Below are 22,400 nucleotides of genomic sequence, written 5' to 3' on the forward strand. Positions count from 1 at the left end.
GCAGACCGTTTTGTTAGCTGAAGTGGAGGGCGCTAAGCCCCCGTCCTCAAGAAGCGAACGGTAGTGAGCGAGTAGGACGGGGATACAGCGCCCGCTAGTTATACAACCAGTTCTGTTCAGAACACTTAACAAATCATAACTCATAGACAGCAGCAAGTCGCATGGAATACAGTCCGAGACTCCGACTCTTTCCGACAACCAAGCAACGAGAGAGTCTCGACTGGAATCGAAACACCATGCGACAAGTCTACAACCACGCACTCAACCAATTCAACAAAATACCTCAAGACAACGGAACACTTCGACAACGAGTCTGGCAAGTCCGCGACAACCTACCAGCACTCAAACAACAGTGGACAGACCTCAAACAAGTCTACTCTACCGTCCTCCAGAAAGCCGTCGAGCGCATCCGCACCAACATCAACAACCTTGGCAAACTCAAAGCCAAAGGATACGATGTTGGCTCGTTAAACTGGAAATCACCGCGTGAATACAGGAGTTTCACCTACCGGCAGTCAGGCTTCGAACTCGACAAGAAGAGTGGCCCGAGAGACCGAGCAATTCTCCGATTAAAGAAGGTACGCGGTGAAACCCTAGAGATTCCAATCCGACTCCACCGAGACCTTCCAGACCATGACGCTATCAAGGAAGTCACGGTGAAGAAAGAACCAACTGGCGCGTGGTATGCCTCGTTCTGTATCAGCACCGAAGAACCAGAGAAAACCGGGCCAGAAGACATTGACGCAAAGGACACCGTGGGTCTCGACCTTGGGATTCTTAACTTCATCCACGATTCCGATGGGCGTTCCATCGGACGCCGTGACTTGTCCGACGAGCGCGAGCGACTCGAACGCGAGCAACGCTCGCTCTCTCGCAAGCAGTATGAGTCGAACAACTGGGAAGCTCAACGCCGTCGCGTTGCCGAGGTTCACGCCCGAATGTCAAACAAGAAGCGTGATTACAAGCACAAGCTCGCGCACTTCTACGCGACGGAGTACGACGCCGTGTTCGTTGAGAATCTCAACGTGAAGTCGATGTTGGAGAACAATGACAATGCGCGGAATAAACACGAGGTAGGATGGAGTAAATTCCGTGCGATTCTCGAACACCATTGTGACAAGCACGGCACGCACTACGTCGAAATCAATCCAAGCGGGACGACGAAAGAATGCGCATCGTGTGGCGTGGAATCAGAGAAGCCGTTGTGGGTTCGAGAACACTCGTGCCCAGCGTGTGGGTTCGAGTTGGACCGGGATTGGAACGCGGCGTTAAACGTGCAGTCGCGTGGTCTATCTGAACTAGGAGTGGTTCACTCCGAAGCAACGCCTGTGGAGACTGCGACCGCTGTGGACACTCGTTCTGTGTCTGCAAGTCGCGTCGTCGAAGCAGGAAGCCCCTGCCTCAAGGAAGCCACGCCAGCGGCTGAGTAGGCAGGGGTAGTTCACGGTTCTTCTCCATCGTCCGTTTGAGAGTGGAATTCGCGGCACCCCACATCTTGCCCTAACGGTGGGTTCGCCAAATCAAGCCACTAGGGACACTTCCAGACTCCAGTGACGCGTCGCGGATGGCAGTCCGCTCTTCGTGCGTTACGTAATCCCGTGGCGTCGTTGATTGGTTTTTGCGGAATCCGCTACGTGTGGGCAAATTCCGGAATCGCCCGACTGGACCCGAATCCCGTCTGAGTCCTGCGAATCGCATAGCCCGGCAAAACGGGAAATCGCAAGACAGCGTGGCTGTGTGTGAATTCTTCGAATCTACTTGGCCTGAGTATTGAGTCGAACATGGGTTACCTCCGCAGGCCAAAACCGAAAGAAGGCGTCGGGAAAGGAGTGCTCCGACAGGGATTCGAACCCTGGTCATTGCCGTGAGAGGGCAATATGATTGGCCGGACTACACCATCGGAGCGGGCGTCGTCCTCACTCAATCGTAGCGCGGTACGATGTTTAAGGATTCCGTTTCGTCCCGAGAGTGTCGAACAGTCCCACGTGAGAACCTCTCAGCGAGTGCCCACAGTCACTCCTCGAACGGGGACTTCGTCGCCTCGGGTTCGAAGCCCTCGAGACTGATGATGTTTTCGCGGCCGACGCGGAGTTTGCTGATGGTGCCGTCGTCTTCCATGTCCGAGAGGAGCATACTGACTTTGGACTTCGACCAGCCGGTCGCGTCGACGATGTTGACCTGTTTCATCCGACCGCCGTTCTCACGGATGAGTTTGACGACGCGGTCTTCGTCCGTCATGAGCTCTTCCTCGGAGAGCGGATCGGGCCCCGCGTCGTCGCCGTCGTTCGTCGGGTCGGTATCTCTCGAGTCCGCAGCCGCGTCATCGTCGCCCTCGGACCGCGGCGGCGACTCGGACGACTGGTCGGTCGTCCCGTCGGCCGTCTCGGCGCCGGGTCCGTATCGGCGGTACCAGACGACGGCGGCGACGCCGACCGCCGCAACGAGGAGGCCACCGACCAGATACCAGACGAGATTGGCGCTCTCGAGCGCGCCCAAGAGCCCGGTGCTGCCGGCGGGAGCGGCAGCACCCGTCGGGGTGACGAGCTCCGCGTGCGGCTGGCCGTCGGCGAACTGCTGCTCGCCGCTCCACTGGACCGACCCCGTTCGCTCGAGCGTGGAGCCGTCGTACTGGGTGTCGGGGTCCGGGGCGACGGTGCGGAACTGAAGGTCACCGCCCGGCTCGAGCACGATCGACTGGTCGGACGCCAGATAGAGGTCACGGAAGACGTCGCCGACGACGATCGTCTCGCCCTCGATCGCAGCGAAGTTCGTCCAGGTGAACGACATTTCGACGATGCCGCGCTGGTTCAACCGCCCCTCGTCGACCCAGGCGGACCGGCGAAAGGTCGTCGCTGCCATCTCACGGTCGGCTTCTCGGGAGCCGGCCGCGACCAGTTCGTGCGACTGGTTGATGAATCCCTCGTAGAGCCCCGTCTCGTTCGCTTCGAACGCCGTCGCGAACTCCCTGAAGTTTCGTTCCGCCTCGCTCTCGTTGTCCTCGTTCGCGAACAGTCGCTCGTGGCGGAACGTCCACGTCGCGCTTCCGTTCTCGTATACCGTGATCTCGAACGTCGTTTCGTCGAAATTCTGCGTCTCCTGTGACGCGATCGCGCTCGAGTCCGCGGCGAGCGCCGCGGTGTGTGTGTCCGCGCCGTCGGGCCCTGTCGCCGACGGCGCGTCCGGTCCGGGGGCTGCCAGCGCGACCGATCCGCTGATCCCAGCGACGGACGCGAGGACGACGAGAACGACGAATCCGACGGAGACCGGCCGATTCATTCGTCTACCACTACGTGCCGGAGCTAAAAATGCTTGTGAATACTATGGGTCGAACGGAAGACGCCGCGAGCCGCGGTCAGGAGGCGTGTCTCCCGGATAGCGTCCATATCTCTCGAAACTGTCCGGATGTCGGTACCGCGGACCCTGTGTCGATACCCACAAATCGGTCGCCCGTCTACTGCCCCCATGATCGACAATCTTGCAGCCGGCGTGCGGGCCTTTACCAGCAACGCCTTTCTGGTGACCGGCGAGCGGTCCGTGCTCGTCGATACGGGAGCGAACTTCGACGTCGTCGACGCCCTCCACTCGCGGGTGGACGATCTCGATGCGGTCGTCCTCACGCACACGCACCGCGACCACGTCGGCAACCTCGAGGCGGTCACGGACGCGTTCGGCGTCGACGTGTGGGGATACGACCCGTCGATCGACGGCGTCGATCACGCGATCGCGGACGAGGAGACGGTCAGGCTCGGCGACCACGAGTACGTCGCGCTGCACACGCCCGGCCACAAGAACGACCACCTCTGCTTGTATTCGGCATCCGCTGGCGTGCTGTTCGCGGGCGATCTCGTCTTCCAGAACGGAAGCTTCGGCCGCACCGATCTCGAGGAGGGCGACCGCGAGGCGCTGATCGAGAGCATCGACCGCGTGCTCGAGCGGATCGATCCCGACCTCGAAGAGCTGCACACCGGCCATGGACCGAGCGTGACGACCGACCCCTACGATCACGTCGAACTGGCGGCACAGATGGCACGGCGGGCCTGACCCGACTCGTCGAGCGCGCTCCGCTCGGCGCTCGGCATCTTCTAGACCCGTCCCGCGGCGTCGAGTAACGCCTCGTAGGCGTTCGCGTACGCACGGGAGATCCGCGCGGGGTCGTCTCGCTCGTCACCCCCGAGTGCCGGAAGCCGGACGCGCTCGAGCGGCTCGAGGTACTCGAGGACGTTGGGGACGCGCTTCTCGATCGCCCCGTCTCTCGGGCTCGAGCTGGCTACGTCGCAGGCCCGGCAGTACCGATCGCCGGGGTAGATCCGGGCGCGCCCGGGTTCGACAGCCGCGACGGCGGCGATCGACGCTGGGTCCAGCGCCTCGAGCGGCCGGGCGATGTCGCCGTAGGACTCGACGACGGCGAGGTCCGTCGATTCGATCTCGGCGGCCAGTCGCTCGAAGGCGGGGACGTACTGCCGTTCGGCGACCTCGTTGAACTCCGCGACGGTCTCGACGTCGATCGCGTCGTCGAGCGGGAGCGACTCGGCGACCGCGTCCGGAACGTCCGCGGTCGCGTTCCGGACGAACAGCGGGTCGTCACGGCCGACTCGGTCGACGACGAACTCCCGGTCGGCGCGGCCGAGCAGTCCGGTTCCGCCGTCGGGTGTGGGTCGCCACAGCCGGTGGACGGGGTTGAGTCGCTCCGGCGGGCGATCGCGGCCGTCGGCGCTGGAGAGTCGAACCGCGTCCTTGCCGTAGAGCCGTCCGTCGACGAGCGCCCGCCGACAGTCGTCGTGGTCGAACCAGAAGTCGTTGCCCGCGCGGGGCTTGTAGCCGACCGCGCCGGTTCGATAGAGCAGTCCGGCCGAGAACGTGGTCTTCCCGGCGTCGACGCGATCGGCACCGACCACGAGGAGGTTCATTCTTTCAGGCCGTAGTAGCCGGGTTCGTCCTCGTCTCGTGGTTCGGCGACCACGAGGTCGTCGGCGTTAGTCATGACCCACGGAATCGCCCAATCGAGCAGGATGTCCTCGGTCTCGCGGTCGATGTCGGCGTCCGGCTCGAGGCCCTGCAACAGGCGCGCGATCTCGTAGACGGAGTACATCTGATCGTCCTCGAGCAGTTCCGCGGGCGTGTAGAAATCACACGGTGGGAGGCTCTCGAATTCGGATTTGGGTACGGGCATACCGTCCCGTACCCGCGGGCGATGCCTAAATCGTTCGTTCGCGCTCGCACATGTGGAACGGTTACCGATGCGGAATCGGTGGTGATGGCTCTGTGACGACTGCGGGCTCGCGGTCGACGACGGCGAGCCGGTCACGTGAGCGATCGGCGCTCATGCCGCGAGAGAACGGCTCCGAAAATCCCCGGCGCACGAGCGGGGTCGACTCAAGCCGGTGGCGACCGGCGACGACGTCGAGACGGGAGTCGAGGCGGAGAACGGGCCGGTTCGGCGACGGTTGCTGACGACCGTCCCGGTCGGGCTCGGTTCGCAACGCTATCCGTCAACGGACTGTCTCGCGAATAGAGCGATGAAACGTTTATTCACGCCCCCGTTGCCGGTGAGTATGGGTGATGGTAACATGGAGTACGAATCGAACATCGAGCCGCCGTTCGAACGACTCGGGGATCACGAGCAACACGAGTGGACGTCGCTCCCGTGGGACGGCGTCCACAACAAGGTGCTCTACTTCGATCGAGCGACGGGAATGACGCTCGAGTTAGCCATGGTCGAGGAAGGTGCGGAATTCCCGCAACACTACCACACGACGGCACAGACGCTGTTCCTCGTCTCCGGCGAACTCGAGTCGGCGGAGACGACGATCACCGAGGGGACCTTCAATTTCATCCCGGCCGGCGAAAAACACGGTCCGTACGTGGCCCAGGAGGACTCCGTTCAGTTCAAGTTCTTCAACGCGACGCCGACCTACATCCTCGAAGACGGGGACTGTTTCGTCTACACGTACACGGGCGAAACGCTGGACGCGGGAACCCTCGAAATCGAGAACCTGGGCCGAGAGAACATCCTGGTACCGTAGCCATGTCTGGCACCAACGTTCGGGGAACGTCCCTCGAGGTCGACGTCGTGAACGCGGTGGACGGCGATACGATCAAAGTCGACCTCGACGGCGAGGAGGAGAACGTCCGCCTCCTCGCGCTCGATACGGAGGAGTCCTGGGCCGGCGGCAACAAACCCGTCACGCCCTGGGGAACGGCAGCCAAAGAGAAGGCGGAAGACGTGTTCCCCGAGGGGACCGTCGCGACGCTCGAGTTTCCGGGGACCGAACCGCTCGAGGAGTGCCTCCGGCGGTACCGGGGCAACTACGGCCGCCCGCTGGCGTATCTCCACGCGAACGGCGAAGACTACCAGGAGACGATGATCCGAGAGGGGTACAGTCCGTATTTCACCAAGTACGGCTACGCCCACTTCGATACCCACGACCGCCGGTACAGGGAGGCCGAACGACAGGCACAAGCCGACGCGATCGGCGTGTGGAATCAGCTCCAGGTCAACGGCGCGGAGATGCGCGACTACGACTCGTTGACCGCCTGGTGGGAGCTCCGGGCGGAGACGATCGAAACCTTTCGGCGGGCCAGACGGGACGGGACCGAGGAACTGTTCGATAGCAGACTCGATTACGACGAACTCGAGGCGCGAGTAGGCGAGCACGCGGTCGTATTCACCGAACTCAGCTCGTACCGGCGGGTCGGGCAGAGTCACGCCGTCGTCAACATCGGCTCCCAGGCGCAGCCGTTCAAACTGTTCCTCCCGAACGCGGTCGAAACGGCCGAGGGGCAGCGGGCCCTTTCGCTACTCGACAACCGCTACATCGCCGACTCCGACGGCGTGACCGTTGCCGCGCCGCGGCGCAGCTACGCCTACATCGCCGGCGATATCGAGGAATATCGGGACGAACCGGAGATAGAGATCACGTCGCCCGATCAGATACGCGACGGACCGCCGTCGCAATCGACGTGACCGTCCGGCGACGAACATGATCGAGGTGAGCCGACTCGTCTCACCCGACGTGCTCGCCGAAATCGAAACCGCCGGGATACTCGAGGCGGAGTGGAACTCGACCATCACGCGGCCCGGATCGGTCATTCGTTTCGCGTTCCGCCCGCCAGGTAGTACTGGATCCGATCGCGGGTCGACTCGGCCACTTTCACGAACTCGACGACGCGCTCGCCGTCCTCGCGGCGGTCCGATCGTCGCTCGATCGTCATCGATTGGTCGTGCAGGTGGTCGAACAGCGCGTCGATCGAGTCGGAATCGCCCCTGACGGTGTGTCGTTCTCCGACGGTCTCGCCGTCGGCCACGTCCCGGATCGTCGACACCATCGGCGGGAGGATCGACTCACCGAGGTTCCGCGCTCGCTCCCGTATCCGGTCGTCGTCCTCGTCCAGCTCGGCGGCCTGGAACGCGTCGCGAACGATCCGAGAAAAGACGAAGTCCCGACCGTGATCGAACGGCAGCGAAAACGCGTAGGCGAGTTCGTCGTGGTGCTGGGCCGGCGTCGTGTATTTGACCATCGCGTCCCCGTCCGCTGATTTGAGGACGACCCCTTCTCGCCCGGCCGCGTCGAGGTCGGCGACGGCGTCCCGAACCGTCGCGACGGCGTCGGACGGTCCCTCCCGCCCGAAGAGCCGCGGCTGGGAGAAGCCGTACTCCTCGCAGAGCGCCCGCCGGTCGTCGACGGGAAGCGGATCGCCCGATTCGCGGTCGCGGACGTCGAACACCCGAAAGTCGTGGGAGACCACGTCCTCGTAGTCGTGGGACGTGTACGGCGTCTCCGGCCCGATTAGCTCGGCACAGATCGTCCGCTCCGGGTGGGCCGCGAAGAAATCCTCGAGCGGGAGGCGATCGCGCGCTCGTGCCGTCGTGTACGGACAGACGTACCCGCTTCTGGTGAACGCGAGGATATCGCCGACGTCCGCGATCCGGACGTTGAAGCCGTCGAGTTTCTCCTCGATCGCGACGGTATCGGCTCCCTCGAAGAACGAGGGGACGCCCGGATCGAGCACGAGGATTCGCGGGACGCTCGGATAGCCCCGAACGATCACCCCCGTCTCCTCGACGATAACGGTCCCGCGCTCCACGCCGTGGCGGGCGGCGGTGAGTACGTGGTGCGTCCGACCGGCCGCGGACCGCTGCTCGAAGTGCTCGAAGAGGTCCGCGGGCTCCTCGGTGGTGGCGTCGAGCCGCTCGAGGTACGCGTCCCGATCCATACGTCGTCCGACGACGCTCTCGGTGAAAAACACCGGGTCGGTCGGCCGTCGTCGGTCGAGTTCGACGACGCGTCGCGGCGGGATCCGGGGCTGAGGCCTATGTAGGTTACCGTCCAATCGACGACTATGCCCGGAGCACTGCCGCGCCAACGGTTCGTGCTGGACACGTCGCTGTTCATCACCGAGGAGATACGCGAGGACGACGAGTCGCTGGAGGAGGCCGTCCATCGCCTGCTCGATCTGATCGCGACCGCTCGACTCGAGCTCAACATCTCCTGTTACGTGCCCCCGTCGATCCACGACGAACTCGGGACGATGTTGCGCGAGCGAAGCGTCGACGAGGACGTGTTCTCGCGGCTCGACACGTGGGTCGTTCGCAAGAGCCCCGATCGGTACGGCGTGACGATCCCGGCGAACGTCGTCAATAACTTCATCGACGAGATGAGCGACCGCGTGGATCGCGGCCTCCGCGTGTCGGAGAAGGCGATCCGCGAGGTCGAACAGCTCGACCCGGACGAGCTCACCGCCGGGTCGGACACGGACGGGCGGGACGAGTACATGACCGAGGCCGATCGGATCCTCTCGGACATGCGAGACAAGTACCGGCGCGCCCTCCGACAGGGCGTCCTGGACTCCCGGGAGGACTTCGACCTGTTGATCCTCGCGCGAGAGCTGGACGCCGGCGTGGTCACCGAGGACCGGGGCATCATCTCCTGGGCCGACGAATTCGGACTCCGGTACGTCCGGGGCGGGCAGTTCCCGACGCTGCTCGAGGAGTACCTGCGAGCGACCGGTATCGAGGACGAGTGATCGGATCGGCTACGTCTCGAGACCACGCGCGAGGAGTTCGACGGGGTGTTCGGGTCGCTCGTACCCGTCGAAGTCGCCGATCTGCGTCCGACAGGAGGTCCCCGGCGCGACGACGGTCGGCGCGCCGCCCTCGCCGGATTTGTCGGCCGTCGGTCGGCCGTCCGAGGCGGCGCGAGCGGCGCTGTCCTCGAGTGTCTCCCGCAGCAGCGATCCGATCGCCGTCGAGAGCTCGTAGTGTTCGGCCTCGTAGCCGAAGCTGCCGGCCATCCCGCAACAGCCCGAGTCCACCGGATCGACGGTGTAGCCGGCCCGCCGGAGGACGCCGACCGCGTGGTGGTCCACGCCGCGGGCTTTCTGGTGGCAGTGACCGTGGAACGTGAGCGATCGCGCGCCGGTCGCGGACTGGTCGAACGACAGCGCCTCGTCCAGCCGGCGGTCGTCAAGGTACTCGCAGACCCCGTAAGCGTTCGCCGCGAGCGCGTCGACTCGATCGTCCGCGAGCAGCGACCGGTACTCGTCGACGACCATCGCCGCGTCGGAGGGCTCGACGAACAGGACCGACCACCCGCGCTCGAGGAAGGGCTCGAGGTCGTCGACGAGCGCCCGCCCCTGCTCGGCGGCGACGTCGAGCAGGCCCGTGGAGTAGGCGGCTCGCCCGGTCGGGCCGAGATCCGGGATCGCGACGCGAACGTTCGCGGCCTCGAGGACCTCGACCGCCGCCTTGCCGGGCGCGGGATTCGAGTAGTTCGTCTCCGTGTCGGGGAAGAGGACGACCCCGGCGGTGGCGGTCTCTGAATCCACCTGCGATCCGCCTCGGTTCCGGAACCAGTCGACCAGCGACTCCCGCCGAAACGTCGGCACCGTCCGGTCGGCCGCGATTCCGAGCGTCTTCTCGAGAGCGGTCCGCGCACCCGGGAGCTCGGTGGCGCGGTTAGCGATCGGGGCGAGGGTGCTTCCGACCGCCGCGAGCTGGTCGACGTTCGCGAACAGCCGTTCCCGGAGGGTCGTCCCTTCCCGCTCGTGGTACTGGTGTTTGACTTCGGCCTTGAGCTTCGCGAGGTCGACCCCGGTCGGACAGTCGCTCTGACAGCCCTTGCAACCGATACAGAGATCGAGCACCTCGTTCTGGAACCGCTCACCGTAGAGTTCGTCCGGCTCGATCTCGCCGCTGATCGCCGCCCGGAGCAGGTTCGCCCGCCCCCGCGTGGTCGCGATCTCCTCCTCGGTCGCCCGATACGTGGGGCACATCACGTCGCCGTCGGTCTGCCGGCAGGTACCACAGCCGTTACAGAGCTCCACGAGGTGGGAGAACCCGCCCTTCTCGTCGAACTCCAGCGTGGTCTGCGGCTCGAGGGAAGCGTACGCCGGCCCGTACCGGAGGTGCTCCCGAATGTCGGTGGGGTCGTCGTCGCGATACACGACCTTTCCGGGGTTCAGCCGCCAGTCGGGGTCGAAAGCCGACTTGAGATCCTGAAACGCCTCCCAGAGGTCGGGACCGTACAGCTTGGGGTTGAACGCCGTCCGCGCGAGGCCGTCACCGTGTTCGCCGGAAAAGGAGCCATTGTGTTCGCAGACGAGGTCGGTGACGTCGTCGGCGATCGCGCGCATCTTGTCGACGTCGTCCCCATCTTTGAGGTTCAGAACCGGCCGAATGTGGAGCGTGCCGACGCCAGCGTGCGCGAAGTAGGCGGCCGTCGTGTCGTGGTCCTCGAGGATCTCCTGAAAGCCCGCGACGTACGCCGCCAGTTCGTCGGGCGGGACGGAGGCGTCCTCGACGAACGGGTACGGCTTCGGATCGCCCTCCATGCTCATCAACAGCGGAATTGCGGCCTTCCGGAGCTTCCAGAGCCGATCCTGTTTCGCCGGCGAGAACGCCTCGATCGAACCGAAGGCCGCGCCGTCGTCGACGAGACCGGTCGTCGCAGTCGCGATCGCGTCCGGTAGGTCGTCGACCACCTCCGAATCGAACTCGAGCATCAGCGCCGCCTCGGTTCCGTCGGGGATCGGCTCCGCGTACTCGGCGTACTCCGACGACGCCGCGGCCAGCCGAAACACTTCCCGATCCATGAGCTCGACCGCACTGGCCTCGAGTTCGAGGGCGTTCGGGACCGCGGCCAGCGCTTCGAGCAGGTCCTCGTAACAGTAGACGGCCAGCGCGGTCTCGTCCGGCTGCGTGACCAGCGAGAGCGTGGCTTCGACGACGACGCCGAGGGTCCCCTCGGCACCGACGAGGAGTGTGGAGAGGTTGATGATTCGCTTCCCCTCGGCGGTCGTTCGCAGCACCTTCTGGAGGTTGTACCCGCTGACGCTGCGCTTGAGGTCGGGATACCGCTCGTCGATCTCCGCGGCGTTCTCCTCGACGAGCGTCCGGACGGTTCGGTAGAGCCGGGCCTCGCGGTCGTCTTTCGAGACGATCCGCTCCCATTCGGGACCGTCGACGACGATATCTCGCGTGTGGATCAGCGATCCGTCCGCGAGGACGACCTTACACTCCTCGACGTAGGCGTCCGTGATCCCGTACCGCACCGAGTGAGCGCCGGTCGAGTTGTTCCCGATCCCGCCGCCGATCGTTGCCCGGTTCGACGAGGCGGGGTCGGGTGCGAAGCGGAGGTCGTGGGGATCGAGCGCCGCATCGAGATCGTCCTGGACGACCCCCGGCTGGACGACGGCGGTCCGCGCGTCCGGGTCGATATCCCGGATCTCGTCCATGTGGCGCGATAGATCGAGCACCACGCAGCCCGGACCGACGGCCTGCCCGGCGAGCGACGAGCCCGCACCGCGGGGCAGCACCGGTGCGTCGTGATCGGCCGCGACCCGGACCGCCGCGCGAACGTCGTCGGCGTCCCGCGGGAAGACGACGCCCGCGGGCTGTGCGCCGTAGATGCTGCCGTCGGTCGCGTAGAGGACGCGCGTGTACTCGTCGAATCGCACGTCGCCGTCGCACGCGGCCCGAAGCGCCGCCGCGAGCGCCTCGCCCGCGTCTCCCCGCTTCGACTCCGATGGCTGTCGCCCCGGCTGTTCGGTCCGATCCTCGACCGTCGCGTCGACGTTGGTGTCCTCGGCGGCCATATGCGGTATGGCATCGTCCCACACTAAGTTAAACGGTGCGAGTCACTCACAGCGCATGTGATCGCGAACGGATACCGAAGCGACGCCATCGGCACATCGATTCGCGACTCGAGCAGCGTCGATCCCGCCGCGCCGCTGTGGTATCGCGTTCGATAAAAAGACAGGATCGACTGGGTCGTCGCTTACTCGAAGTGGTCGAGGCAGGTCTGGTACTCCTCTTCGGCCTTCTCCCAGTTGACGACGTCGAAGAAGGCGTCGATGAAGCTGCCACGGTCCGGACCGTAGTCGTAGTAGTAGGAGTGTTCCCAGACGTCCAGCGCGAGGACGGGGTGTGCGCCCCAGAGCGCGCCCTGGTCGTGCTTGTCGACCGCGAGATTGCGCAGCTGCTTCGCGACCGGATCGTACACCAGCAGTGCCCAGCCACCGGCGGCACCGGCAGCGGCCTCGAACTCGCCCTTCCAACCCTCGTAGGAGCCGAAGTCCTCCTCGATGCGGTCGGCGAGGTCGCCCTCGGGTTCGCCGCCACCGTTCGGCGACATGTTCTCCCAGAACAGCGTGTGGAGGTAGTGTCCACAGCCGTTGTGAGTGACGTTGCTGAGAGCGCCGGGCGTCGAACCGAAGTCGCCCTCCTCGCGGTTCTCGGCCAGCGTCTCCTCGGCCGAGTTGAGGCCGTTGACGTACCCCTGATGGTGGGTATCGTGATGCCAGGTCAGTACCTGCTCGGACAGTGCCGGTTCGAGCGCGTCGTAATCGTACGGAAGTGGTGGAAGTTCGTGATCAGCCATAGTATGCACCTCACGTGCTGTATCGGTATCTCGCCTGTTAAGTTTTGAGGAGTGAGACGATATCACGTCTCACAAACTCTCGCCGTCCCGTCTTGCGATTTACCGACACTCCACTGGACCCACCACGGACGCACTCTTAAAACTTTCAGCAACTCCGGACCGGACGCCTGCCGTTCGGACGCGCCGAGGCGGCGTACTCCTCGATCTACCCGAGTTCCTTGTGCTGGGCGTGCTCCAGCCACTCCTCGAGCGACGGCTGACTCCAGTATCGAACCGTGTCGCTTCGACGGTCGTGTTCGATGACACCCGCGTCCTCGAGTTTGGGGAGGTGAACGTGCTGGAGTTCCAGTTGGATGTCCGTCCGCCGATCCGCCGAACCGCGATCCGAATCGGCTCTCAGCCCGCCGGCCGATTTCCCGCCCGCGTCGCCGCGCTCGGTTGCCTGCTCGAGCGCGGCGACGTTCTCGGTGAGGTTCTCGATCGTTGCAACGCCGTCCGATTGGTCGTGTAGGTGATAAAGGATGTACCGCCGTCGGCTGTCCGAGAGCAGTTCAAAAACGAGATCGAGCGACGGCGTCGCCTCCCCAGTCAGTGCCGTCCCACCCTCCGTTTCACGCATCCACGAACCACCTACCGAAAGTTACCATTCGAAACCACCACGAACCACTACTACAGCCCGCACATTAGAGCTTACGTCTTTCTAGAAAAACACCTGTGTTAAATGTGTAGTTTTCGGACAGGATTTTAAGAGATGGGACGGCCACTCGTCGTCGGTTCTCGCAGTTGGCGGGACTCTCGAACCGTTCGAGCCGCTGGCGCTCCCGACCACGCGACCGAGAGCCGGTCCGCTGTCCGTTCGCTACGTCGGCCTATCACGGGCTCGGGAAAATCGGCGTCGACGAACGGGCCGCCGCTACTCGACGGCTGTGGCCGTCGAGGGACTCACTCGTAGAGCCACTCGGCGTCGTGCTGATCGTAGTCGATCAGTTCGTCGTCGTCGAAGTGGATCGCGATCTCGCGTTCGTTCGCGCCCTCGTCCTCGTGGTCGGCCGCGTGAACGACGTTCCGACCGAGATCGAGCGCGTAATCGCCCCGGATCGTGCCGGGATCGGCCTCGAGCGGGTCGGTCTCGCCGATCATCTGGCGGACCTGTCGCGTCGCGTCCTGGCCCTCCCAGACCATCGGGACGACCGGCCCCGAGGTGATGAAGTCCACGAGGTCGTCGTAGAACGGTTTGTCCTCGTGTTCGCTGTAGTGTTCTTCGGCCCGTTCGCGGGGCATGGTCTCGACCTTGATGCCGACGAGCTTGAGCCCGCGGTCCTCGAGTCGGGAGACGACTTCGCCCACGAGTCCGCGTGCGAAGGCGTCGGGCTTGACCATCACGAAGGTGCGCTCGTGATCGCTCATGCTTCTTCGGCCTCGGTCTCGGTCTCGGTTTCCTCAGTTTCCTCGGCTTCCTCGGAATCCTCGGCCGCAGACTCGGTTTCGTCGACGGTTTCGGACTCGGCCTCGGTTTCGGTTTCCAGGTCCTCGTCCTCGCCGGCCTCGGTCTGGTCGGCTTCCTCGTCGGCAGGCGCCTCGGCCTGCGCAGGACTTTTGCCGCGACGTCCCTCCTCGGTCCACTCGAGGTCGCGCGGTTCGCGACCGAGCTTGTAGTTTTTCTCCGCCTTGGAGTCGACGAAGTGGAGCACGGTGCCGTCGCTTTTGACGTACATGATGCCCGTGCCGGGTTCGATCTCTTCGCCCGTGTAGTCGCAGGTTCGTTTCTCGACCATTATTGTCCTCCGATGGAGTCGGCCTCGCGGGCGGTCTCGCGAAGCTGGAGTACGTCCCCTTCGCGGACCGGCCCGAGGCAGTTACGGGTGATGATGCGTCCCTGGTTCTCGCCCTCCTTGATTCGGCATTTGACCTGCATGGCTTCGCCGTGCATGCCGGTCTTGCCGACGATCTCGATGACCTCGGCGGGCGTAGAGCCGCTTTCTTCCTCTTCAGCACTCATCTCTGATCACCTCAGTCGAGGTCCTCGACCTTGTCGGCGATATCCTCGACGTCGTCGTCGGCCTCGCCGGCGTCGACGATCGCCGCGGCGGCCGAGCCGACCTCGAGGCCGGCGGCGTGGCCGACGTCGTCCTGGGTCTCGATGAAGATGACCGAGATGCCCTTCTCCTCGGCGAGTTCTGGCAGGTGCATAACGATCTCTTCGGGGGAGACGTCCTCGGCGACGTAGACGAGCTCGGCGTTGCCGCGCTCGATCGCCTTCGTCGTTTCGTTGGTTCCTTTCTTTACTCGTCCGGTGTCTCGTGCGACCTCGAGCGCCTCGAGGGCGTCCTCGGCGAGGTCGGCTGGGATGTCGGTGGTTACGTAGACTGACATTGGTTGTTCACCTCTCCTACACGTGGGCTCGCGCTCCCCTGCCGTCCGGGCACTGGGTACCCGTGCCGGGATCGACCCGGCGGAAATCCTGTGAAGCTAGGAGCATCATCAACCCCGCGTAGGGTGTACACTCGAATAGCGTTGCCCCCCTTAAAAGCGTGTTCAAACGCGTGAGGGCGTGGGATGCTACCGCACGCTGCCACACGCCGCCGCACACCGCCGCACGCCGGAACTGGATGCCGTCTCGTGTGACCGTCAGTTCGCGTCCGCGAGCGTCTCGACGTCCGCTTCCAGTTCGCGCCGCACCGTCGCGGCCTCGGCCTCGTCGTAGTCCGCGTGAAACTCCTTCGAAACGCCCGCTTCGGCGAGGTTGTAGTGGAGATCGGGCGAGACGTCGTGGCGATCGAGACACTGTTTTGCGCACTCGAGCGGGCAGCCGTCGATCGCGACGATCGGCCGTCCGGACGTGGCCGTTTCGACGAGCGGTGCCACGCCGCCGCCGACGCCGGCGATACACGACATTTCGGCGAGTCCGTCCCTGTCGAGGGAAACGGCTAGATCGTTCGCCAGCTGTGCCGCGCTCGAGCACCCCGAACAGGCGTACACCAGCGGACGGTCGTCGGACGTGTCCGTCATATCGGCCGGCCGTTTCGCTCGACCGCTCGAGAAGCTGGCCCCGCACATGTGCGCACGGGGACGGTTCTCGATCGCTCGATCGACGGTGTCCGCTCCTCCGTGGGCGACCGCAGATCCCATCCGCTACCGGACGCAGTCGACTCCGACGCTCCGCGTGACTGGTGCCGTCGACCGATCCCTTCGCCTCCGTGGCGGATCTTGAGTCGTTCCCCCGAAACGGTCTCGGATGCGCTGCTCGCCGTCGAACCCCTGTCGGTCGAACACGGCCGGTCCAGTCATTCGAATCGAGGCCGGCAGTAGCGACAAATATCCCCGGTGGTACCGTCCTTTACGTGCCATACCGACGACAGTATTATGCGCTGAAAGCATGACTTCGATAGAAAAGATTACTGTGGCTTGTAAGTCTCCCGATCGACTCGCGACGTTCTGGGGGCAGGCGCTCGAGCGCGACCGAGCGGATCTGCCACCGGAACTGGCCGGCGGGGCGGACGACCCGGACCACGTCGTCCTCGCGGCCGCCGATCGAGCGCCACCCCTTCTGTTCAAGCGAATGCCGAAGGGGTCCACCGAGGACATCCCCATCCACCTCGATTTGGCGACGGGAGACAGGGCGGCAACGGTCGAACGACTCGAGGCGCTGGGTGCGAGCGCGATCGAGACGAAACGCGAACGCGTCGGCGGTCGAACCGCGGAGTGGACCGTGATGGAGGATCCGGAAGGGAACGGGTTCTGCGTCTGCGACCGAGAGTAACCGACACGAGAGCGCGTTCCGGTGCCTATTACTCCGGCAGCGCGAACAGCGACGTATGAACGCGGACGTCGACGCAGTCGCCCTCGCGGAGTCGCTGTTCGACGAGGCGACGAGAGCGAACGAGCGACGGTTGCTGGTCCTCGCGGGCGACCGCGGGCGGGGATACGACGCCCTCGAGTCGCTTCTCGAGGCCCTCCCGGTGCCGATCACCGGGACCACGGTAGTCGGCCCCGACGACCGCCTCCGCTGTGAACACCTCCCGCAGGCCAACGCGGGTGAACTCCTCGGAACGACGCGGGACGTGATCGCCGTCGACGCCCACGACGAACTCCGGCCGAACGCGCTCGGCAAAGTCGTCGGCGCGGTCGACGGCGGCGGCCTCCTGATCCTGCTCGCGCCGTCGCTCGAGACGTGGCCAGACCGGCGCGGCGGGTTCGACGAGTCGCTCGCGGTCCCGCCGTTCGAACTCGACGACGTCACCGGGCGGTTCACACGCCGGCTCGTCGAGACGCTGCGGGTCCACCGCGGCGTCGCGATCGTCGACCTCGAGCGGGGGCGAGTCGAGGCCGACGGACTGACCGATCCGGCCCCCCGGTCGGCGACGACCGCTCCTGCTCCCGCTCCGCCCCCGAATTGCCGATTTCCGGCCGCCGCCTACGAGGCCTGCCTCACGGCCGACCAGGTCGACGCCGTCGCCGCCTTCGAGTCGCTGTCCGAGGCCGATCGAGCCGTCGTGCTCGAGGCCGATCGCGGCCGGGGCAAGTCCAGCGCGGCCGGACTGGCCGCAGGCGCGTTCGCCGCCGACGGCGAGGACGTGCTCGTGACTGCGCCCGCCGCCCGGAACGCGAGGGAACTGTTCGATCGGGCGAGGGAGCTCCGTGAGACGCTCGAGGACGGCGGCTCTACGGACGACGACGAGATCGGGACCGATTCCCGTCCGATCGAGACGGCAGCCGGCGGCTCCATCTCCTTCCGCGAGCCGACCGCGGCCGTCGCGGAAGTCGGATCGGCGGACGTCGTCATCGTCGACGAAGCCGCCGCGCTCCCCGTCTCGACGCTCGAGTCGCTGCTCGCCGCCGATCGGATCGCCTTCGCGTCGACGATCCACGGCTACGAGGGCGCGGGACGTGGGTTTTCGGTCCGCTTCCGCGACCGACTCGGAGAGAGCGACCACGCGGTGACCGACTGCACGCTCGTCGAACCGATCCGATACGCGGCCGGCGATCCCGTCGAGGTGTGGGCCTTTCGCGCGCTCTTGCTGGACGCGCGCCCGCCCGTCGAGCCGCTCGTGGTCGACGCCGATCCCGAGACCGTCGAATACCGCCGGCTCGAGCCCGACGAGCTGCTCGCTGACGAGCGCCTGCTCCGCGAGGCGTTCGGGCTGCTCGTGCTCGCCCACTACCGGACCGAACCGAACGACCTCGCGCGAGTACTCGACGCGCCCAACCTCGAGGTCCGTGCGTTACTCCACGACGGTCACGTCGTCAGCGTCGCCTTGCTCGCACGCGAGGGAGCCCTTCCCCCGGACATCCGAGCGATGATGTACGAGGGCGGCCGGGTCCGCGGGAACATGCTGCCGGACGTGCTGACGAGCCAGCTGCGAGACGAGGCGGCAGCCGAGCCGGCCGGCCGCCGCGTCGTCCGCATCGCGACCCACCACGCGGCTCGCTCGCGAGGGCTCGGGTCGCACCTGCTCGAGTGCATCCGGGAGGAGTACGGCGATGCCATCGACTGGCTCGGCACCGGCTTCGGGGCGACGCCCGGTCTCCTCGCGTTCTGGCGCGCGAACGGCTACCGGACGGTTCACGTCTCGACGACGCGCAACGACGCCAGCGGCGAGTACTCGGCGCTCATGCTCGCACCGACGAGCGACGCGGGGACGGCGTTACACGACCGCCACGCCGACTGGTTCGTCCGCCGATTCGGCTCGCTCTGTACGGACGCGCTCGACGACCTCGAGCCCGACGTCGCCCGCGCGGTGCTTCGGAGCGTCGACGCCGACGCCGGACCCCCGCTCGAACTCTCGGCCCACGAGTGGCGCGTCGTCGCCGGTGCCGCCTACGGACCGGGGCTGTTCGACGTCGATCCCGGGCCGTTCCGAGCGCTCGTCGTCCGCTACTTCGTTGACGATCCCGACACTGTCGACCTGACCGGTCGCGAGGAACGGCTCCTCGTCCTGCGCGCGCTCCAGGGGCGAGCGTGGGAGACCGTCGCCGACCGCCTCGCGTACCCCTCCGCCGGGCAGTGCATGCGAGCGCTCGGCGACGCGTGCTGCCCGCTAGTCGACCACTACGGAACGGACGCAGCGCTCGAGGTACGGGAGCGGTTCGCGAACGACTAATCCGTCGTCTGTCTATGCCGGCGAGTTCACCTCGCGAAGCCCTCAGAAGAGCCGTCGGAGCAGCCCCTCCGGCGCGAGATCCAGAAACCACGCGACGAGCCGCCAGCGCCGCGTGACGTACGCGTGGGCTCGCTTTCGCTCGATCGCTCGAGCGATCTGATCCGCCGCCGTCTCCGGCGAACACTCCCAGAACCCGCCCAGAGAGAGGTCGGTGTCGACGAAACCGGGCTCGACGGTCGTAATCGTCACGTCGGCGTCCCTGTCCCCCTGCCGGCTGCGCAACCCCTCGAGATACGTCGAGACGTAGGCCTTCGAGGCGTTGTACGCCTGGACGTTCCCCGTCCCGAAGTGGGCCGCGACCGAGGAGATGCCGACGAGGTGGCCGTCCGCCTCGCTCGCGTGATCGGGGGTTTGCTCGAAGTACGCCATCGCGGCCGTCGCGATCGCCGTGAAGCCGCGCACGTTGACGTCGATCGTCTCCCGTTCGGGCTCCCACTCGAGGTCGCGGTTGACGTGGGCGACGCCGGCGCTGATGACGACGAGATCGACGGGCGGCATCGCGTCGGCGAGCTCGAAAAAGCCCCGTCGGGCGTCCTCGGGGTCGGTGACGTCCATCGTCGCGACGTACGCTTTCGTCGGTAGCTCCGCTCCGATCCGGCGCATTCGCTCCGTTCGACGGGCGGCCAGCCCGATTTCGTAGCCGTCGGCGGCGAGCCGTCGGGCCAGCGCTTCGCCGATGCCCGACGACGCGCCGACGATGATCGCGCCGCGCTGGTGGGTCATGCACACAGGTTCGGAGCCGCCTACGTAACACTACTGGAGGCAGTAGGCCTTTGCCGCGGTCCGTCGTCGTAGCCGGTATGGTCGACGCCGTTACCGTCGTCGCGATCGCGTTGCTCGTCGGCGCCATCGTCGGCGCCGCCGTGCCGATGGTCCCCAGCGGCCTCCTCTCGCTGGCCGGGCTCGTCGTCTACTGGTGGGGGGCCGGATTCGCGGAGCTGAGCCGCCTCACCTTTGCCGTCCTCGTCCTCATCGCCATCGTCACCGCGCTCGTCGAGTTCTTCGGCGGCTCGATCGCCGCGCGGGCCGGCGGCGCGTCCTGGCTGACCACCGCCGTCGCCGCCGTCGTCGGGATCGTCCTCATGATCGTCAGCGGCCCGCTCGGGCTACTCGCCGGCCTCTTCGGGACCGTCTTCGTCCTCGAGTTCGTCCGCAACGGCGAACTCGAGGGAAGCGCGCGCTCGGCCGTCTACACGACCGTCGGGACCCTCGCGTCGACGGCGGTCCAGGTCCTGCTGACGGCGTCGATCCTGCTCGGATTCATCGTCGCCGTCTTCCTCCTGTAATCGGGGAAACACTGAAGGCATGGGTGTCGTTCACACGAATAGATGGCGTGTTCCGAGCCCGACTGCGAACGTCCCGCCGCGGTCGAGTTACACATCCCCTGGGCCGAGAACCGGCTAGTCTGTGCCGCCCACGCCCGCGTGCTCGGTCGGCGGGACGGCATCGTCGCCGATCCGTTCCCCGAACGGGCAGACGACCTGCTCGAGTAGGCGACCGACGCGACCGTCTCGGCTCTCGATACCGCCCTCGTGATCGAGCGCGGTCGGCGCGTGCCGCCGCTTCGCGAGCGCTAGGGGTGGGCGTAGTACGCGACCGTCTCCTCGTCCTCGTGGCGGTCGATTCTCGCGAACCCGACCCGCTCGAACTGCACCACGTCGTCGGTCTCGAGGTCGCCGACGCCCGGTTCCGCGTGTCCGGTCACGTCGCCGTCCATCGTTCGCATGCGGACGGCGACGCTCTCGGCGGCGGGTACCCAGTGGACGACGTCGACGCCGCCCTCGCGGACCGCGTCGATGTCGTCGGCCGTGTACTCGAGGACGCCGTCGGCGAACCGGAAACAGCCCAGACCCTTCAGCCAGATACGCGGGTCGTCCGCCTCGTCGGGATCGGGGATGTCCGCGCGCTCGAGCATGACGGCGTCGCCGACCGGAATATCGCGGACGCCGCGGTCCTCGTGGTTGGGGTGGAGCGGCGGGGTCGCCGCCGCGGGCGGCTCCCCGGTGAGGGGGAGCTGATTGCCGTCGCGGACGAGGAATCGACGGTCGGTCTCCTCGTCGATCAGGTCGCGGTTGTTCGCGTAGATCGAACTCATCGCGAGGTCGACGTCGGTGGTCGAGGTGCCCAGCCCGACCATCGCCTCGACGATGGCTTCACCCCGGATACCGCGTCGTCGCAAGCTCTTGAGCGTAGGCGCTCGCGGGTCGTCCCAGCCGTCGAGTTCGCCAGCGTCGATCAGCTCCGAGATGGTCGACGTGCTCATCTTGACGTCGTAGTCGTCCAGCTGGACGTGGCCCCAGTGGACGACCTCGGGATACTCCCAGCCGAAGTAGTCGTAGACGAACTGCTGGCGTTTCGCGGAGTCTTGCAGATCGATCCCGCGGATGATATGCGTGATCTCGACCAGGTGGTCGTCGATCCCCGACTGGAAGTCGAGCATCGGCCAACAGCGGTAGTCGCTGGCCTCCTCGCGGGGGTGTGGCGTGTCGATCATCCGGAAGGCCACCCAGTCGCGCAGCGCTGGGTTCTTGTGCTCGATGTCGGTCTTGACCCGCAGGACCAGTTCGCCGCTGCTGTACGCCCCCGCGATCATATCCTCGAACTCCTCGAGCACCGTCTCCGCGTCCTTGTCGCGGTGTGGACAGGCCTCACCCGCGTTCTTCAGTTCCGAGAACGCCTCGCCCGAGCAGGAACAGGTGTACGCACCGCCCATCTCGATCAGCTCGCGGGCGTGCTCGTAGTAGGTCTCGAGCCGATCGCTCGCCCTGTAGGTCGCGTCGGGCTCGAATCCGAGATAGTCGAGATCTTCGAGGATCGCGTCGTAGGCGTCGAGGTCCGGCCGTTTGGTTTCGGGATCGGTATCGTCGAACCGGACGCAGAACCAGCCGTCGTAGCGCTCGCGGTAGGTGCCGATGACGGCCGGCATCCGCGCGTGGCCGACGTGCCACGGCCCGTTCGGGTTCGGTGCACACCGCATTCGGATCTCGTCGTACTCGTCGGCGTTCGGCAGGCTCGGCAGATCGTGTTCGTCTTCCTCCTCCTCGGCCTCGATCGCGGCCAGCTCGTCGGGCGCGATCTCCTCGAGACGGGCCCGTTTCTCCGCGTAGTCGAGATCGTTGACGCGGCCCACGACGCCGCCAACGATACCGGGAACGGCGTCGGAGTGCTCGCGAAAGTCGGGGTTGTCGCCCATCAGCGGTCCCATGACGGCACCGACCGCGGCGTCGCTCTCGTGTTTGACGGCGTTCAACAGCGCGTGCTTCTCGGCCTCGCGCTCGACGCGCTCGCGTAACTCGTCGTCCATTACCGAGCGGTATTCGCGCCCGGCCCAAAACCTTCGCGATTCGCGGTATCGTCCCCG

23 protein-coding genes and 1 tRNA gene are annotated in these 22,400 nt (G+C 65.8%); 9 read left to right on the forward strand and 15 right to left on the reverse strand.

The features are described 5' to 3' along the window. Positions 1 to 161 precede the first annotated feature (161 nt). Positions 162 to 1,430: an RNA-guided endonuclease InsQ/TnpB family protein gene (locus BMX07_RS03885; protein WP_090613963.1), complete on the forward strand. Its 1,269-nt coding sequence runs from the start codon at positions 162 to 164 to the stop codon at positions 1,428 to 1,430. Between the two features lie 400 nt (positions 1,431 to 1,830). Here the strand turns inward: BMX07_RS03885 and BMX07_RS03895 are convergent. Next, positions 1,831 to 1,905, reverse strand: a tRNA-Glu gene (locus BMX07_RS03895). 108 nt (positions 1,906 to 2,013) lie between these two features. Continuing rightward, entirely contained in the window at positions 2,014 to 3,276 is a 1,263-nt protein-coding gene (locus tag BMX07_RS03900) for a helix-turn-helix transcriptional regulator (protein WP_090613970.1), read from the reverse strand. A 186-nt stretch (positions 3,277 to 3,462) separates the two neighbouring features. On the opposite strand from BMX07_RS03900, the gene BMX07_RS03905 reads away from it, so the two are divergent. Continuing rightward, complete coding sequence (locus BMX07_RS03905) at positions 3,463 to 4,041, forward strand: MBL fold metallo-hydrolase (protein ID WP_090613975.1); 579 nt, start codon at positions 3,463 to 3,465, stop codon at positions 4,039 to 4,041. 41 nt (positions 4,042 to 4,082) lie between these two features. Here the strand turns inward: BMX07_RS03905 and BMX07_RS03910 are convergent, their stop codons facing one another. Beyond that, complete coding sequence (locus BMX07_RS03910; RefSeq protein WP_090613978.1) at positions 4,083 to 4,907, reverse strand: ATPase; 825 nt, start codon at positions 4,905 to 4,907, stop codon at positions 4,083 to 4,085. Beyond that, entirely contained in the window at positions 4,904 to 5,170 is a 267-nt protein-coding gene (locus BMX07_RS03915; protein WP_090613981.1) for a DUF5827 family protein, read from the reverse strand. The genes BMX07_RS03910 and BMX07_RS03915 overlap by 4 nt, the downstream gene beginning before the upstream one ends. A gap of 382 nt (positions 5,171 to 5,552) precedes the next feature. On the opposite strand from BMX07_RS03915, the gene BMX07_RS03920 reads away from it, so the two are divergent. Together BMX07_RS03920 and BMX07_RS03925 are read left to right on the forward strand one after the other, a co-directional pair. Continuing rightward, on the forward strand, positions 5,553 to 6,023 hold the full coding sequence (locus BMX07_RS03920) for a cupin domain-containing protein (RefSeq protein ID WP_175480031.1): 471 nt from the start codon (positions 5,553 to 5,555) through the stop codon (positions 6,021 to 6,023). 2 nt (positions 6,024 to 6,025) lie between these two features. Beyond that, the gene (locus BMX07_RS03925; RefSeq protein ID WP_090613986.1) at positions 6,026 to 6,964 is read left to right on the forward strand and encodes a thermonuclease family protein; all 939 of its coding nucleotides are present in this window, start codon (positions 6,026 to 6,028) and stop codon (positions 6,962 to 6,964) included. A 122-nt stretch (positions 6,965 to 7,086) separates the two neighbouring features. Here the strand turns inward: BMX07_RS03925 and BMX07_RS03930 are convergent, their stop codons facing one another. Further along, a complete protein-coding gene (locus BMX07_RS03930) occupies positions 7,087 to 8,214 on the reverse strand; it encodes an RNA ligase (RefSeq protein WP_090614860.1) in 1,128 nt (375 codons plus the stop codon). Between the two features lie 126 nt (positions 8,215 to 8,340). Here BMX07_RS03930 and BMX07_RS03935 point away from each other — a divergent pair, with 126 nt between their 5' ends. Next, the gene (locus BMX07_RS03935; protein WP_090613989.1) at positions 8,341 to 9,024 is read left to right on the forward strand and encodes an RNA ligase partner protein; all 684 of its coding nucleotides are present in this window, start codon (positions 8,341 to 8,343) and stop codon (positions 9,022 to 9,024) included. Positions 9,025 to 9,033: 9 nt separating this feature from the next. Here the strand turns inward: BMX07_RS03935 and BMX07_RS03940 are convergent, their stop codons facing one another. The 8 genes from BMX07_RS03940 to BMX07_RS03980 all read right to left on the reverse strand — a co-directional run bounded on the left by BMX07_RS03940 (position 9,034) and on the right by BMX07_RS03980 (position 15,887). Next, positions 9,034 to 12,093: an FAD-binding and (Fe-S)-binding domain-containing protein gene (locus BMX07_RS03940; RefSeq protein WP_090613992.1), complete on the reverse strand. Its 3,060-nt coding sequence runs from the start codon at positions 12,091 to 12,093 to the stop codon at positions 9,034 to 9,036. A gap of 182 nt (positions 12,094 to 12,275) precedes the next feature. Next, a complete protein-coding gene (gene sod / locus BMX07_RS03945; protein ID WP_090613994.1) occupies positions 12,276 to 12,878 on the reverse strand; it encodes a superoxide dismutase in 603 nt (200 codons plus the stop codon). 205 nt (positions 12,879 to 13,083) lie between these two features. Continuing rightward, positions 13,084 to 13,497, reverse strand: a complete 414-nt coding sequence (locus BMX07_RS03950; protein ID WP_090613996.1) for a DUF7344 domain-containing protein — start codon at positions 13,495 to 13,497, stop codon at positions 13,084 to 13,086. Positions 13,498 to 13,820: 323 nt separating this feature from the next. After that, complete coding sequence (gene ndk / locus BMX07_RS03955) at positions 13,821 to 14,285, reverse strand: nucleoside-diphosphate kinase (protein ID WP_090613999.1); 465 nt, start codon at positions 14,283 to 14,285, stop codon at positions 13,821 to 13,823. Further along, the gene (locus BMX07_RS03960; protein ID WP_090614001.1) at positions 14,282 to 14,653 is read right to left on the reverse strand and encodes a 50S ribosomal protein L24e; all 372 of its coding nucleotides are present in this window, start codon (positions 14,651 to 14,653) and stop codon (positions 14,282 to 14,284) included. The genes ndk and BMX07_RS03960 overlap by 4 nt, the downstream gene beginning before the upstream one ends. Then, on the reverse strand, positions 14,653 to 14,877 hold the full coding sequence (locus BMX07_RS03965) for a 30S ribosomal protein S28e (RefSeq protein ID WP_006064297.1): 225 nt from the start codon (positions 14,875 to 14,877) through the stop codon (positions 14,653 to 14,655). The genes BMX07_RS03960 and BMX07_RS03965 overlap by 1 nt, the downstream gene beginning before the upstream one ends. Before the next feature lie 11 nt (positions 14,878 to 14,888). Continuing rightward, a complete protein-coding gene (gene rpl7ae, locus BMX07_RS03970; RefSeq protein WP_090614004.1) occupies positions 14,889 to 15,251 on the reverse strand; it encodes a 50S ribosomal protein L7Ae in 363 nt (120 codons plus the stop codon). A gap of 255 nt (positions 15,252 to 15,506) precedes the next feature. Continuing rightward, complete coding sequence (locus BMX07_RS03980) at positions 15,507 to 15,887, reverse strand: putative zinc-binding protein (RefSeq protein ID WP_090614863.1); 381 nt, start codon at positions 15,885 to 15,887, stop codon at positions 15,507 to 15,509. 367 nt (positions 15,888 to 16,254) lie between these two features. On the opposite strand from BMX07_RS03980, the gene BMX07_RS03985 reads away from it, so the two are divergent. Next, complete coding sequence (locus tag BMX07_RS03985) at positions 16,255 to 16,638, forward strand: VOC family protein (RefSeq protein WP_090614009.1); 384 nt, start codon at positions 16,255 to 16,257, stop codon at positions 16,636 to 16,638. Positions 16,639 to 16,693: 55 nt separating this feature from the next. Beyond that, positions 16,694 to 18,979, forward strand: a complete 2,286-nt coding sequence (gene tmcA, locus BMX07_RS03990) for a tRNA(Met) cytidine acetyltransferase TmcA (RefSeq protein WP_090614011.1) — start codon at positions 16,694 to 16,696, stop codon at positions 18,977 to 18,979. A gap of 42 nt (positions 18,980 to 19,021) precedes the next feature. On the opposite strand, the gene BMX07_RS03995 is transcribed toward tmcA, so the two are convergent. Beyond that, a complete protein-coding gene (locus BMX07_RS03995) occupies positions 19,022 to 19,762 on the reverse strand; it encodes an SDR family NAD(P)-dependent oxidoreductase (RefSeq protein ID WP_090614014.1) in 741 nt (246 codons plus the stop codon). A 77-nt stretch (positions 19,763 to 19,839) separates the two neighbouring features. Here BMX07_RS03995 and BMX07_RS04000 point away from each other — a divergent pair, with 77 nt between their 5' ends. Both BMX07_RS04000 and BMX07_RS24170 read left to right on the forward strand, forming a co-directional pair. Then, entirely contained in the window at positions 19,840 to 20,325 is a 486-nt protein-coding gene (locus tag BMX07_RS04000; protein ID WP_090614016.1) for a DUF456 domain-containing protein, read from the forward strand. Positions 20,326 to 20,367: 42 nt separating this feature from the next. Further along, on the forward strand, positions 20,368 to 20,532 hold the full coding sequence (locus tag BMX07_RS24170) for a DUF8014 family protein (RefSeq protein ID WP_175480032.1): 165 nt from the start codon (positions 20,368 to 20,370) through the stop codon (positions 20,530 to 20,532). A gap of 80 nt (positions 20,533 to 20,612) precedes the next feature. Here the strand turns inward: BMX07_RS24170 and BMX07_RS04005 are convergent, their stop codons facing one another. Next, positions 20,613 to 22,343, reverse strand: coding sequence for a glutamate--tRNA ligase (locus BMX07_RS04005; protein WP_090614019.1), 1,731 nt, complete (start codon positions 22,341 to 22,343; stop codon positions 20,613 to 20,615). Positions 22,344 to 22,400: the final 57 nt, after the last annotated feature.

It is taken from the genome of Natrinema salaciae (assembly GCF_900110865.1).
Taxonomy (GTDB): domain Archaea; phylum Halobacteriota; class Halobacteria; order Halobacteriales; family Natrialbaceae; genus Natrinema; species Natrinema salaciae.

Bases quoted from the DNA above. Each gene is read 5' to 3' on its own strand.
- BMX07_RS04005 (WP_090614019.1), bottom strand. From the start codon at position 22,343: ATGGACGACGAGTTACGCGAGCGCGTCGAGCGCGAGGCCGAGAAGCAC.
- BMX07_RS03885 (WP_090613963.1), top strand. From the start codon at position 162: ATGGAATACAGTCCGAGACTCCGACTCTTTCCGACAACCAAGCAACGA.
- rpl7ae (WP_090614004.1), bottom strand. From the start codon at position 15,251: ATGTCAGTCTACGTAACCACCGACATCCCAGCCGACCTCGCCGAGGAC.
- BMX07_RS03905 (WP_090613975.1), top strand. From the start codon at position 3,463: ATGATCGACAATCTTGCAGCCGGCGTGCGGGCCTTTACCAGCAACGCC.
- BMX07_RS03915 (WP_090613981.1), bottom strand. From the start codon at position 5,170: ATGCCCGTACCCAAATCCGAATTCGAGAGCCTCCCACCGTGTGATTTC.
- BMX07_RS03930 (WP_090614860.1), bottom strand. From the start codon at position 8,214: ATGGATCGGGACGCGTACCTCGAGCGGCTCGACGCCACCACCGAGGAG.
- BMX07_RS04000 (WP_090614016.1), top strand. From the start codon at position 19,840: ATGGTCGACGCCGTTACCGTCGTCGCGATCGCGTTGCTCGTCGGCGCC.
- BMX07_RS03995 (WP_090614014.1), bottom strand. From the start codon at position 19,762: ATGACCCACCAGCGCGGCGCGATCATCGTCGGCGCGTCGTCGGGCATC.
- BMX07_RS03925 (WP_090613986.1), top strand. From the start codon at position 6,026: ATGTCTGGCACCAACGTTCGGGGAACGTCCCTCGAGGTCGACGTCGTG.
- sod (WP_090613994.1), bottom strand. From the start codon at position 12,878: ATGGCTGATCACGAACTTCCACCACTTCCGTACGATTACGACGCGCTC.
- BMX07_RS03920 (WP_175480031.1), top strand. From the start codon at position 5,553: ATGGGTGATGGTAACATGGAGTACGAATCGAACATCGAGCCGCCGTTC.
- BMX07_RS03980 (WP_090614863.1), bottom strand. From the start codon at position 15,887: ATGACGGACACGTCCGACGACCGTCCGCTGGTGTACGCCTGTTCGGGG.
- BMX07_RS24170 (WP_175480032.1), top strand. From the start codon at position 20,368: ATGGCGTGTTCCGAGCCCGACTGCGAACGTCCCGCCGCGGTCGAGTTA.
- tmcA (WP_090614011.1), top strand. From the start codon at position 16,694: ATGAACGCGGACGTCGACGCAGTCGCCCTCGCGGAGTCGCTGTTCGAC.
- BMX07_RS03965 (WP_006064297.1), bottom strand. From the start codon at position 14,877: ATGAGTGCTGAAGAGGAAGAAAGCGGCTCTACGCCCGCCGAGGTCATC.
- BMX07_RS03935 (WP_090613989.1), top strand. From the start codon at position 8,341: ATGCCCGGAGCACTGCCGCGCCAACGGTTCGTGCTGGACACGTCGCTG.
- BMX07_RS03940 (WP_090613992.1), bottom strand. From the start codon at position 12,093: ATGGCCGCCGAGGACACCAACGTCGACGCGACGGTCGAGGATCGGACC.
- BMX07_RS03950 (WP_090613996.1), bottom strand. From the start codon at position 13,497: ATGCGTGAAACGGAGGGTGGGACGGCACTGACTGGGGAGGCGACGCCG.
- BMX07_RS03910 (WP_090613978.1), bottom strand. From the start codon at position 4,907: ATGAACCTCCTCGTGGTCGGTGCCGATCGCGTCGACGCCGGGAAGACC.
- BMX07_RS03900 (WP_090613970.1), bottom strand. From the start codon at position 3,276: ATGAATCGGCCGGTCTCCGTCGGATTCGTCGTTCTCGTCGTCCTCGCG.
- BMX07_RS03960 (WP_090614001.1), bottom strand. From the start codon at position 14,653: ATGGTCGAGAAACGAACCTGCGACTACACGGGCGAAGAGATCGAACCC.
- ndk (WP_090613999.1), bottom strand. From the start codon at position 14,285: ATGAGCGATCACGAGCGCACCTTCGTGATGGTCAAGCCCGACGCCTTC.
- BMX07_RS03985 (WP_090614009.1), top strand. From the start codon at position 16,255: ATGACTTCGATAGAAAAGATTACTGTGGCTTGTAAGTCTCCCGATCGA.